Source organism: Vibrio sp. ED004, from assembly GCF_023206395.1.
In the GTDB taxonomy this organism is placed as follows: domain Bacteria; phylum Pseudomonadota; class Gammaproteobacteria; order Enterobacterales; family Vibrionaceae; genus Vibrio.
Map to the genome: position 1 here is coordinate 3,477,118 of NZ_CP066149.1, position 12,751 is coordinate 3,489,868.

Consider the following 12,751-nt stretch of genomic DNA (forward strand, 5'->3'; position numbering starts at 1 on the left):
CCATTCTGATTGCTAATTGCTAATTGCTCGGTGGTGTAAACAACGCAGAAACAAAACAACAAAGTCACTTGGTTAGGCTTAAACGGGATTACCTTATCAATTTATCGATAATGATAATCACAATAATAATTAATTAAATGGTATGTGAGATGGGATTAATCCTATTACTGGCTGAAAAACAGAAAAGTCATTGTCCCTTGTGATCTTGTTAAGTATTGCGAGCGCGTTTCTTAGTGTAGGGGTAATTGCGTTTATTCAGCACAAGTTGCTCGAGAGTAGTGAGCCACTTTCTAACACTTTGCTCCAGTTCACCTTGTTGTTGATTGGTTTGTTGGTGACAGCCACTTTCGCACAGGTCGCACTTCATAAATTGGGTCATAAGTTCGTTTACAACAAACGTTGTGAATTGGTTTCTCAACTCTTGAATACCGATATCGAACAAGTTGAAAAAGTAGGAAGTGCAGGGGTGCTTGCTTCACTGAATACCGATATTCGAAATATCACTATCGCATTCGTACATTTACCAGAGTTGATTTATGGCTTAGTGCTAACAGCGGTGGCTTTGGCCTACTTGGCTTTTTTGTCTATGCCATTGTTTGGTATCAGCTTATTAATGCTCTCTTTAACGGGTGTTGTTGGCTATATACTCGTTACACGCATCATCAAGCACGTTAAACAGGTTCGTGAATATGACGACAAACTGTATCACGATTACCAGTCTTTGATTGATGGTCGTAAAGAGCTCTCGTTAAATCCATTCAGGGCCAAACGTTACTTTGATGAAACTTTTTCGGCGAATGCGGAAGGCTATCGAAAAGAAGTGACACAAGCAGACATCTTAAATGGTTTTGCAGCCAACATGGCGAACACCGTTGTATTGGCGTTAATCGGTTTGAATTTTTACCTTGCGACGGGTTTGGGGTGGGCATCACTGGAAGTCGCTTCTACGTTCGCCTTAGTTGTGCTGTTCATGAGAACGCCATTGATGTCGGCAGTCGGCTCAATTCCAACATTGATCACCGCCAACATTTCGATGAAGAAATTGTCGTCGTTAGACTTGAGCACCGAACTAAGCCTCAACCCGAAGCTCGCGCAAACCAAAGTCTTCAATTCACTTGAACTCGTAGGTACCAGCTATCGATATCGTTCAGATTCTGATGGTGACTCTTTTGGTGTCGGTCCGATTGACATCAAGATCGAACGTGGTGAACACATCTTTATTATTGGTGGGAATGGTAGTGGAAAATCGACCTTTGCTCGCCTTCTAACAGGGCTTTACCGACCGCATTCTGGCCAGGTTTATGTCGATGGTAACGAAGTAACTCAAGAACATTGGCAAGACTATCGCCATCAATTCTCAGCAGTGTTCAGTGACTTTCATCTGTTTCATCAAATCGTCGATGGTGAAGGCCAAGACATCGAAAACCAAGATATTGATGAGTGGATGATACGACTTGAAATGGCGCACAAGGTCGAACATCAGCAAGGTAAGTTGAGCGACGTGAGATATTCGCAAGGTCAGCGGAAACGACTGGCATTGATGATGTCAGTACTCGAAAAACGTGGATGCATTCTACTTGATGAATGGGCCGCTGATCAGGACCCAAGATTCAGAAAACTCTTTTACCGCCAGCTACTTCCGCTACTTAAACAGCGTGGTGTGACTGTTATCGCGATTACTCATGATGACGCTTATTTTGATGCCGCAGACCGAATTTTCAAAATGGATACCGGCAACCTCATTGAGTTGAGTAAAGGGAATTTAGCTCAAGCGCACCAAGCACTAGAAAGTGTTGTCGCTTGAGTTTTTAAGAGCCAAGTTAGGCTCAAAAACACAATAAAACAAAGTTAGTTGAGGAAAGAATGAGTATTGATAGCCCAAATACAGAATTTACCGTTGTTATAAACGCGCAAGAACAATACAGCATTTGGCCAACTTATCACTTAGTGCCAAACGGTTGGATTGAGGTTGGAGTAAAAGGCAACAAAGAACATTGTCTTGAACACATCCGTGAAGTTTGGACCGATATGCGCCCGAAAAGTTTACGCGACGCGATAGCTGCCCTAGAAAACTAAACCCATTTAGCTTTTAGCCAATACCTGTACTTTTCGCCTGTCGTGGGCGAAGAGAGGGTTTCTGCAACCAAATTTCATGCTTAGGTAATAAAATGTCAGTGGATGATGAACAAATTTTGGATTCCGTAACACCTTGGAATCCGCTCTCATACTCTCAACAACGCTTGTGGTTATTTCAGCAATTACAACCGATGAGCCTAGCCTATAACTTGGGTGGCTTACTTTGGTTTGAAGGTAACGGTGTTACTGTTGAAAAGCTTCAACATTCATTAAACGAAATGGTATCGGCATTTCCTTCGTTACGTAGTCAGTTTGCTGAAGTTGAGGGAAAAGCCGTTCAACGAGTGATGCCTTTTAGTCCTGTTGAACATGATTATATCGACATGCGGGGTGATTCGAATACCGTCGAGTTTATCAATCAGGATGCTCGCCAACGTTGGCAACAGACTTTCAACTTGGTGGAAAGCAACCTAGCACGCTGCTGTATTTATCAAGTCGCTGAGCATCGCTTTGCTGTGTTGCTTGCGACACATCACATCGTCACTGATGCTTGGTCATTTCAAATCAAAATTAAGATGCTGGTGAATTCGGTTGCAGGTAAAATCTACAATGGGAAAGAGGTTCAAAGTTATCTTGACTACGCAGCAGAGCAGACCAGTGCAGAAACGTCTGATCTCTATAAGCAACAGAAAGCAGCATGGGTCGAGAATCAGTTTATCGGTGAAGAGTCGCTCTCGATCTCAAATCTTAGCGACCAATCGCGAGATACTTACGGGGCGAGACATGAGCTTGTTAGCTTGTCTAACGAAACCAATGAATCAATCAAAAAGTTAAGCAGTGAGTTAGGCGCGACCAAGTTTGAGGTGTTAGCGTCTGCAATGATGCTCACGCTACGCCAGTATTCTTCTAATGTTCATCCTTCTATTTGTGTCCCTGCGCTAAACCGTAATGCTAAGAATCGCAGAACGGTTGGCTTTTATGTGAATAGTGCGGTGATGGGCTATCGCATTGACGCAGAAATGACGCTGTCTCAATTGGTCAACAACACTCAGGCTTCAATGAAAGCGTCGCTAGCCTACGAAAGTACACCATTAGAAGCGCTAACCTGCGACTTACCACTTCCTACAACGGCACTGAACTTCCGGAATCATGGTGGTAAATTCTCGCTGAACACCAACGGAGTTTCGGCCGAGTTTGAAGAATTCCCAGTACTAGAAACTCCATTTGAATTGGTGTTGGACGTTATTAATAAAGGCGACGCTCCACTGCGGTTTGTCTATGCAAAGAGAAGTTCACTCGTCCGTTTATCACCAAATTCATCGAGAGCTTTAAAGTAAACTTAACGACCATTGTTCAATCACCAGATGCAGCTGTAGCGTCGGTAAATGCAATCTCAAGCAAGGACATGAGGTTAATAGACCAATATGGTTCGGGTGATCATTCTTGGCACTATCGTCCGTTTACTGATTTAGTGACGGAGCAAGCCGTTAAGTGCCCGAATAGTATTGCGTTAAAACACCAAAATGAGTCAATGAGCTATCTAGAGTTGGAGACTCGTTCAAACCAGTTGGCGCATTCGATTTTGTCTCAAAAGACCACGTCAAAATCACCGATTGGTGTGATGATGGAGCGTGGCGTCGATATGATCGTGTCAATGATCGCCGTTCTGAAAGCGGGCGCGCCTTTCTTACCCTTAGACCCAGATTACCCAACCGAACGATTGAATTTTATGTTGGAAGATAGTGGGGCAGAACTACTCCTGACTCATTCTAAATCTAGGTCTAGATGCACCGATGCATTAAACAGTAGTGATGGTGTTACTCAGTTCTGTGTTGAGAGTGCAGAGCTTTCAGGTTTGCCTTCAGATAATTCTTTTAAACGTCCGTTGGCCGAAGAGCTGGCCTATATCATCTATACCTCTGGTTCAACGGGAAAGCCAAAAGGCGTCACCATATCTCATGAAGGTTTGAGCATGCACGTTCAAACGATTGGTCAGCGATATGGCATGAGTGAAGATGACGTTGAACTGCACTTTGCATCGATTAGTTTTGATGGTGCGGTTGAACGTTGGACTGTGCCTTTAGCCTTTGGTTCTCGCTTGGTGATTCGCGATCAAGAGTTATGGACTGCGGAAAAGACCTGCGATGTACTGCAACAAGAAAAAGTGACCATCGCTTGTTTTCCTCCAAGCTATGTCGGTCCGTTACTCGACTGGATTGAAGCGACAAAACCGCCATTGGCACTGCGGTCTATTACTTTGGGTGGTGAAGCGTTCACTGAGAGACCTTTGAACGAATCCAAGACGTGTTAGCGCCCCCACGAATCATTAACGGTTATGGTCCAACAGAAACGGTTATCACGCCGATGATTTGGGAAGCGTATGCACAAGATTCAATGGAGAGCGCATACGCGCCGATTGAACTCCAGTCGGTGACAGAAAGCTGTATGTACTTGATTCTGAGTTAAGCCAAGTGCCATTTGGCTGCAGTGGTGAGTTGTACATTGGTTCTGAAGTGGGTTTAGCTGAAGGTTATTTGAAAAAGCCTAATTTAACTGCTGAACGTTTTGTTCCTGATCCATTTTCTAATAATGGCGAGAGGATGTATCGAACGGGTGACCTCGTTCAGTGGCGCGATGATGGCATCATGGAGTACCTAGGTCGGGTAGACCAACAGGTTAAAATTCGTGGGTTCCGTGTCGAACTAGGGGAGATCGAATCCCAACTTCAGGCGCTTTCAGGTGCGGAGTTCTGTGCTGTTGTTGATCACGAATCTCCTACGGGTAAAAGCTTGTCGGTTATGTTCAGCTAAGTGAAGGGCAACAAAGCGAGACTCAAGCAAATGAGGTCGAACTAAACGATGTTTTATCGCGAAGTACTCATAGAAATGAAGAAGCGCGATGGATTGAACAATTGGGACAAACGCTGCCTGATTACATGGTACCTGCCTGTATTACTGTGCAAAACAAGTTGCCACTGACACCTGCAGGTAAGGTTGATAGAAAGCAATTGCTTGCGCCTGATTGGTCTGAGCTTCACACCGAACAAGGTAAAGTTGAGAACGAACAACAACAACTTCTGGCTGATATTTGGTGTGATCTACTTAAGGTTAAGAGTGTTGGAGCGAATAGCCAATTCTTTGCGCTAGGTGGTGACTCGATTATGGCTCTTCAACTAGTCGGAAAGTTGCGTCAACAAGGTTTGATGTTATCGCCAAAACAAGTTTTCGATTTTCCGAAGTTAAGTGATATGGCGGACAATCTGACAGAAACCAAGCTGGTCAAAGCTGAGCAGAATAAGCTCCAAGGGGAAGTCGCACTGCTACCCATTCAGCAAAGATACATTGATCATTTTAAACTGAGTCGTTGTAATCAATTTATCCAGTTTAATTGGCACTACCCAGTAGATGTTGAACGATTGACTGCTTCATTCAAAGGTCTTGTTGAACACCACGACGCATTGAGACTGCACTTTGCTCATTCGTCGGACTCTTCATTAAAAGCGACGGCAAATTATCAAGACAATGCCGAGTTTGCTATTCATTCATTTGAAGACGAGATAAACCTTACACAAGTTCAGGCGAGCATAGATCTAACTCACGGTGTCATTGGTGCTGTCGGAACTCGCAGCCTGAACAAACAGGGAGAACTTGGTCAGCAAAGCGAAATTTTAATTGCGATTCACCATCTCGTTGTAGACGCACTTTCGTGGCCTGTGATTATTGAAGATCTTGCTAAGCTTTATAATGCATATCAAGAAGCTTATGACACTCAAGATTCGTCCCAAAAAGCATCACCTGAACTCTTATTGGGTCAAAAGACTCATCATCAAGGTAACTGGGGCCATACCTTAAGTACATTGACGATATCTGAAGATCAAAAATGTACTGGACAGAGCAAACGAAATCACCGCTTTATCCTACAAAACGTGGAAAGCCAATTGCGATGCAATGGCATACCCTTTATCAAAAATCAATGCTCTAAATAAAGCTGGCCAAGAATTTGCTCGCCTCACTCCGGAACAAATTGCATTCATTGTGAGTGCTTTAACGGTCGGTTCGTTAAACCAAGGAAAGGCGTTAACCATTCATCGTGAATCTCACGGTCGCTATACCGAAAACTCCGGGGTTGATTTAAGTCGAACTGTCGGGTGGTACACATCATTATATCCGCAAGCCGTTCCTGCTCTTGATTCGTTGGAAGAGTGGGTTAAATCCCTCAAAGATAATTGTAATGCAGACGAGTTTGGCGGCGTCACGTTTCATGCTGGCGTAATGCAAAATCTTTGGCCTCATGTTGGTGATATGGATGTGCTGTTTAACTATCTAGGCAATCTCACTCAACAGATGAATGACGCGGTTGAGGTAACAAATACGGGCTTATGGCGTGATGAATCAAACGCTGCAGATGCGGCGATCGTTATCAATGCTTCTGTGCACACTGAGCACTTAACATGGGATGTTGAGTTGATAGCCACAGTTTCAAACAAGTTGAAGTTGAGGCACTACATGCGGCATTTGATAGCAGCATCGAACGTTTACATGAACTGTTTATTGAAGCCAATCCGGTATTGACCACCAGCGATGTACCATTGGTTGAATTGACCCAAACCCAATTAAATCAACTTTGTGCTGGTGCAAGTTTATCAAGTCCATCAGTTGCATCAAGCTCATTACCTCGAACAATTTTACCGTTATCAACCTTACAACAAGGTCTCTATTTCCACGCGAAGCTCTCTGAAAGTAATAGTACGTACGTCAATCAGATAACGTTGCCTTTAAACAACGTTGATGTGACAAAGATGATTGATGCTTGGCAAGGTGTAATGAATAGACACCAAATGCTGCGTTTCTACATTGTTCTCATTTGATGGTGGGGCTTACCTTGCCGAATGGCCAGAGCTTAGTCTGGATTACACGATATTGATGTTCGAAAGCGTAGCCAATTTGACCTTGATTCCTACAAACAGAAAACGATTGAGCAAGGCTTTGAGTTAGAGCAGTTTGTTGACCATGCAAAAGTAAAACCTTTGTGGCGCGTCGATTTCGTTCAAACCCATGATGATCAAGTGCAATGTATATTTACGATCCACCACATTCTAATGGATGGATGGAGTACGGGCGTACTACTCAGCGATTTGTTTGCCTTGTATCAAGGCCATACTGTTGCACCAGTCAAAGGTGAGTTTTCAGACTATTTGTCTTGGATACAGAACCAAGATAGTCAGCAGTCTAATCAGTATTGGCAGCGCTACCTTCAAAACATGGAATCACCAACACGTTTGGTTGAATCTTTTGGAAAACCGAATGCCGAGGTCACTGAGTCTAACGTATCCAGATTCCATCGTTACAATGACGACTATTCATCTGAGACCATCAGCGAATGGTTACCTAAGCTAAAACAAGCGGGTGTGACGCTTAACACGTTAACTCAAGCAGCTTGGCTACTGACATTGAATCGCTTCACCGGGCAAGAGAGCCCAGTTTTTGGTAATACGGTAGCGGGGCGTCCGACAGAACTGGCTCATAGTGATTCGATGGTGGGTTTGTTTATTAATACGTTGCCTATCTCACATCGAATTGATCTTTCTAAATCAGTATCTGAATGGATGTTAGAGATTCAAACATCATCCAGTGATCAGCGTGAGTTCAGTTATTCTTCTCTGTCTGATATCCAAGCACAAACTGGGTGGTCTGGTGAGAATCTATTCGACACCTTAGTGGTTTTTGAAAACTACCCATTGATGAAGCACTTCTAAATAGTGAAGGGAACGGTGAATTTAGCATTGGTGAGCCAGAAAGTTATGAGTTTACCCATTACCCGTTAACCTTGGCTATTTTGCCGAGCGAGTCGCTTCGCATTGTTTTTGCTTACGACGAGGGCAAGTTTACACCCCAGCAAATAGAAGCCCTGTGTGCGACTAATCGACACTATCTAACTCAACTTGTCCAACACTTAACGGCAGACTTAGGACGACTGCCAGAATTGGCTCCAGAGCAGGTGAGTGAGCTTGGGTCATTTGACCGTGAACCAGAGGCTTGACGTTTGAACCGTTTACCGACTTAGTAGCAAAGCAGATGTTACTGCGTCCTGATAATGAAGCGCTAGTATCGAACGTTGAGGTTAATAATGGACAACAAAGACAGCATTTAACTTATCAGCAGGTGGTTGAACAGAGTGAGGCGATAGCTTCAAGGCTCATTACTGAAGGTGTTGAACGCGATGATATTGTTGGTGTGCTCTTTGAGCGTGACTGCAATATGCTGGTGGTAATGATGGGTGTCATGAAAGCAGGCGCGGCTTTCTTGCCACTAGATCCTTCATACCCCCAAGAGCGCTTAGACTTTATGGTCAAAGATAGCGGAGCGCGTGTTTTGGTTCATGATTTATTAAGTGAATCGTTAGCGAATCGTATTAAGAACCAAGCTAAAACTATCGGCTATAGCTCGTTTGATTTAACTGAAACCCTCAGCCAAAAGCCTGCGATATTACCTGACCAACTGGCTTACATGATCTACACATCGGGTTCGACTGGCAAGCCGAAAGGGGTTTGTGTGTCGCAACAAGGGTTGAGCATGCATGTCCAAACTATCGGACAGCGATACGGCATGACAGCAAACGATGTAGAGCTACATTTTGCGTCAATCAGCTTTGATGGCGCCATTGAACGTTGGACTGTGCCATTGGCATTCGGTTCACGCTTGGTTATTCGAGACCAATCATTGTGGAGCGCTCAACAAACCTGCGATGTATTAACACGTGAACAGATCACTATTGCGTGTTTCCCACCAAGTTATGTGCTGCCGCTGTTAGAGTGGATTGAGGGCTGTAACCCCGAACTCTATGTGGGTTCGTGGACATTAGGTGGCGAAGCCTTCACTCGTGATACCTATTTCCAATTGCAACGCGTTCTAAAACCTAAGCGAATCATTAATGGTTACGGGCCAACCGAAACCGTTGTCACGCCAATGATTTGGGAGGCGTATCCAGAAACCGAATTAGAAAGTGCTTACGCACCTATCGGGAAAGCCGTCGGAAATCGAACTTTATACGTGCTGGATTCGGCATTAAACCGTGTTCCTGCAGGTGTTTCAGGAGAGCTCTATATAGGGGAAGAAGTTGGGCTCGCAAGAGGTTACTTTGAACGTCCTGATCTAACATCTGAACGTTTTATTCCTGATCCATTCTCAAGTAATGGTGAGCGAATGTATCGAACTGGAGATGTGGTGAAATGGCGTTCAGATGGCGTTATGGAGTATCTCGGTCGTAGCGACGAACAGGTTAAGATGCGAGGGTTTAGAGTTGAGCTTGGTGAAATAGAATCTCGCCTACAAAAGATCACCGGTTCGGAGCAGTGTGCGGTCATTGCTTGTGACAGCCCATCAGGTAAACAGCTGGTGGCATATATACAAAGCGATAACGAGCTATCTAATGATAAGGCTCTGAAAGATCTTGCCAGAGATCTTCCTGATTACATGGTGCCTAGCCAAGTTGTCAAAATGGATAAGATTCCTTTAACTCCAGCAAGTAAAGTCGATAAAAAGCGCCTACCGATGCCAAACTGGCAAGAGGAAGCTAGCTCAGAGTATATAGCGCCAATTGGGGAGATGGAGTTAGCGTTAGCAAATCAATGGCAAGTGCTATTTAGCAAAGAGAAGATAAGCCGTGAGGATGACTTCTTTGCTTTGGGCGGTCAATCGCTATTGGCGACCCAACTTGTAGGAAGGCTGAACCAACAAGACAACATCAGGCTGCCGTTACAGGCGGTATTTGATACGCCATTGCTTAAAGACCTTGCTGCTCAATGTGTGGTGTTAGACCCTCAAAGTCGAAGAGAAATGGCTGTCATCGAGCGCGTGTCACGACTGCCATACATGCCGGCTTCTGCTGTACAGAAACGATTGTGGTTCGTTCAACAACTGCTACCAATCAGTGCCGCTTACCACATGCCTTTAGGACTTAAATTTAATGGGGATGTGAACGTCACGGTTCTTGAGCGAGCAATCAATATTCTGATTGCTCGTCATGAAATCTTGAGGACGAACTTTAGCCAGGTTGAAGGTGAGCTGATGCAATCTATTCATGCTGAGCGAGAAGTTCCTCTTGGTCTCCATGCTCACTTTGCATCCGATGAACACAGGTTGTCTGCGTACCAAGATCTGATTGCTAAACCGTTTGATTTTTCTGAAGGTTCGCTGATTCGATTTGATTGGATAATCGGTAAACCTGAGACATCAGCGAATGTTAAACAGGGCGAATTGCTTATTGTCGCGCACCATATTATTTGTGATGGAATCGCCATGCAGCAACTGCTTTCAGAATTGGCTGATTGCTATGTGTCCATGATCAGAAGTGAAGAGAAAACGAAACGACAGGGGCTACGAACACCTGAAATTACGAATGATTTTCAGTACGCAGACTATGCGAATTGGCAAAAGCAGTGGCTTGAATCTGAAGAAGCATCCGAACAAAAAGCATGGTGGTTGAATGCGCTGAAATATGACATTGAACCACTGGTATTGCACAGTGACTTGTCGAGAGAACAAGCGGATACGCGAGGTAACCGACTCCACTTTGAACTGACAAGTGAGCAAGTTTCCAATATCACTGCATTAGCTGTATCGCATAACACGACTCCTTTTAATGTCATGCTGACGTTGTGGCACTTGCTGATGCACAAGTATTCCGGCCAAGAGCAAGTACGTGTTGGTGTGCCAGTTGCGGGTCGAACGCAGATTGAAACACAGACGATGCAAGGCTGCTTCATTAACAGTTTGGTTATTCCGGCTCAATTTAGTGGAGAAACCGTCTTTCTCTGGTTTACTGAATCAAGTGAAGTCATTCACCGAACAGGCACTACAGCGACAAGGCTTCCCATTTGAAATGTTGGTTGAATCACTGGGGATTACCGGAAATCTGCGCTACCACCCAGTGTTCCAAACCAGTTTCAACTTCCAGAGCTTTGATGAGCAATCCTTGTTCGATTGGCAAGGACTCGATGTCGAGCCATTTGATCCGGGTGTTGTGAATGCTCAGCTCGAAATCGGTATGGATATCCAACAGATGTCCGAAAGTAAGTGGCTTGGTTTCGTAAGCTATGTGTCTCCGATTTTCACGCAAGATTTCGCACAAGCGTTGCTTGAGCATTGGCTATTACTTTTAGATAGGATAGCTACAAATAGTGATAAGTTAGTTAGCCAACTTCATTTGATCGATGAGAATGCAACACAACAAAGTCGAGCGTTCAATAACACCTCCCTTGATTGGGGTACGTTCGTGACGCCGTCACAAGCGATTCAACAGCAAGCTGAAAAACACCAGATGCCGTCGCCTTATCTATGCAAGGTAATACCCTTACATACAAACAATTTGATGATCGTGTCAACCAACTCGCTAACTGGCTGCGTGAGAGAGGGGTTACTAATGAAACGCGTGTTGGTTTAGGACTTGAACGTTCGTTTGACTTAGTGGTTGGTTTGCATGCTATCACTCGTGCCGGTGGTGCTTATGTGCCATTGGATCCAAGTTATCCGGCAGAACGACTTCAGTATATATTGCAGTCGGCGAATATAGACTTGCTGCTTACGGATTCAAGCTCAATGCACTTGTGGCCAGAAAGTGAGGGCTGCGAATATCTCGATTTAAGCCAGCTAGATACGTCAGCGCAGTCATCAATGCCACCATTAGTTCACTGGCATCCAGAGCAGGCGTTGTATGTGATCTTTACTTCTGGTTCAACGGGCCTGCCAAAGGAGTGGTGAACACCCAAGCCGCATTACAAAACCGTTTGAATTGGATGCAACAAGAATATGCACTCAATGAATCCGATTGTGTGTTGCAGAAAACGCCATTTAGCTTTGATGTTTCGGTATGGGAGTTCTTCTGGCCATTGATGACTGGTGCACGCTTAGCGATCGCGCCGCCTGAAGCTCATCGCCAATCAAGTGTCCTATCCGAAGTCATTCAACAAGAACAGGTGACAACACTTCATTTTGTGCCATCGATGTTGAACGCATTCTCGGTAGAAACAGACATATCAGACTGTGTCTCTTTAAAACGCATTATCTGTAGTGGTGAAGCACTACCTGCCGACCTTGTTGATCAAGTGCTTAATAACGCTCCAGTTGAATTACATAACCTATACGGGCCTACAGAAGCGGCTATCGATGTGACGTATTGGCCGTGTGAGTTACCCGTGTCTAAGCGTATCCCGATAGGTTATGCGATCAGTAATACTCAGCTACATGTACTTGATGACAACTGGAACCCTGTGCCGATTGGTGTTCCTGGTGAATTGTATTTAGCGGGTATTGGATTAGCGCGTGAATATCTAGCTCGCCCGGACCTTACCGCAGACCGATTCGTACCCAATCCGTTTGGCGCATCAGGAAGCCGAATGTACCGAACGGGTGATCAAGTTATTCAACTTGCTGATGGTCGATTGGAATATTTGGGTCGTTTGGATAACCAAGTCAAAATTCGCGGTTTGCGCATTGAGTTAGAAGAAATCGAAAATGTGATCAATCAACTCGAATGGGTAGAAGAGTCTGCTGTGATTGCGTTTAAGCATCAAACTGGCGACCAATTGGTTGGCTATGTCATCGACTCAATTGGGATCAAGACAAACCAGATCTTGTAAACAAACACCTTTCTGAACATCTCCCTGACTACATGGTGC

Annotated in this window: 7 protein-coding genes and 4 pseudogenes; all 11 read left to right on the forward strand. The window is 44.6% G+C overall.

What is annotated here, in order from left to right; genetic code table 11:
• Positions 1–149: 149 nt before the first annotated feature.
• Positions 150–1,804 (forward strand): annotated as a pseudogene (locus ITG10_RS15685) (multidrug ABC transporter permease/ATP-binding protein).
• Positions 1,805–1,863: 59 nt separating this feature from the next.
• The gene (locus ITG10_RS15690; RefSeq protein ID WP_017632929.1) at positions 1,864–2,076 is read left to right on the forward strand and encodes an MbtH family NRPS accessory protein; all 213 of its coding nucleotides are present in this window, start codon (positions 1,864–1,866) and stop codon (positions 2,074–2,076) included.
• A 92-nt stretch (positions 2,077–2,168) separates the two neighbouring features.
• Complete coding sequence (locus tag ITG10_RS15695; protein WP_248386494.1) at positions 2,169–3,413, forward strand: condensation domain-containing protein; 1,245 nt, start codon at positions 2,169–2,171, stop codon at positions 3,411–3,413.
• A 98-nt stretch (positions 3,414–3,511) separates the two neighbouring features.
• Positions 3,512–4,906, forward strand: a pseudogene (locus tag ITG10_RS26495) (amino acid adenylation domain-containing protein); the annotation flags it as partial.
• A gap of 81 nt (positions 4,907–4,987) precedes the next feature.
• Entirely contained in the window at positions 4,988–6,061 is a 1,074-nt protein-coding gene (locus tag ITG10_RS15715; RefSeq protein ID WP_248386498.1) for a condensation domain-containing protein, read from the forward strand.
• Positions 6,024–6,647: a hypothetical protein gene (locus tag ITG10_RS15720; RefSeq protein WP_248386499.1), complete on the forward strand. Its 624-nt coding sequence runs from the start codon at positions 6,024–6,026 to the stop codon at positions 6,645–6,647. The genes ITG10_RS15715 and ITG10_RS15720 overlap by 38 nt, the downstream gene beginning before the upstream one ends.
• 26 nt (positions 6,648–6,673) lie before the next feature.
• Positions 6,674–7,831 (forward strand): annotated as a pseudogene (locus ITG10_RS15725) (condensation domain-containing protein).
• A 71-nt stretch (positions 7,832–7,902) separates the two neighbouring features.
• The gene (locus tag ITG10_RS15730) at positions 7,903–8,115 is read left to right on the forward strand and encodes a hypothetical protein (protein WP_248386500.1); all 213 of its coding nucleotides are present in this window, start codon (positions 7,903–7,905) and stop codon (positions 8,113–8,115) included.
• A complete protein-coding gene (locus ITG10_RS15735; RefSeq protein WP_282575739.1) occupies positions 8,112–10,955 on the forward strand; it encodes an amino acid adenylation domain-containing protein in 2,844 nt (947 codons plus the stop codon). The genes ITG10_RS15730 and ITG10_RS15735 overlap by 4 nt, the downstream gene beginning before the upstream one ends.
• The gene (locus ITG10_RS26340) at positions 10,906–11,517 is read left to right on the forward strand and encodes a condensation domain-containing protein (protein WP_282575740.1); all 612 of its coding nucleotides are present in this window, start codon (positions 10,906–10,908) and stop codon (positions 11,515–11,517) included. Before ITG10_RS15735 ends, ITG10_RS26340 begins: the two co-directional genes overlap by 50 nt.
• A pseudogene (locus ITG10_RS15740) lies at positions 11,412–12,712 on the forward strand (amino acid adenylation domain-containing protein). Before ITG10_RS26340 ends, ITG10_RS15740 begins: the two are co-directional and overlap by 106 nt.
• Positions 12,713–12,751: the final 39 nt, after the last annotated feature.

Excerpts from the sequence above, each read along its gene's own strand:
- ITG10_RS15695 (WP_248386494.1), top strand. The coding sequence starts at position 2,169 with ATGTCAGTGGATGATGAACAAATTTTGGATTCCGTAACACCTTGGAAT.
- ITG10_RS15720 (WP_248386499.1), top strand. The coding sequence starts at position 6,024 with ATGGCATACCCTTTATCAAAAATCAATGCTCTAAATAAAGCTGGCCAA.
- ITG10_RS15690 (WP_017632929.1), top strand. The coding sequence starts at position 1,864 with ATGAGTATTGATAGCCCAAATACAGAATTTACCGTTGTTATAAACGCG.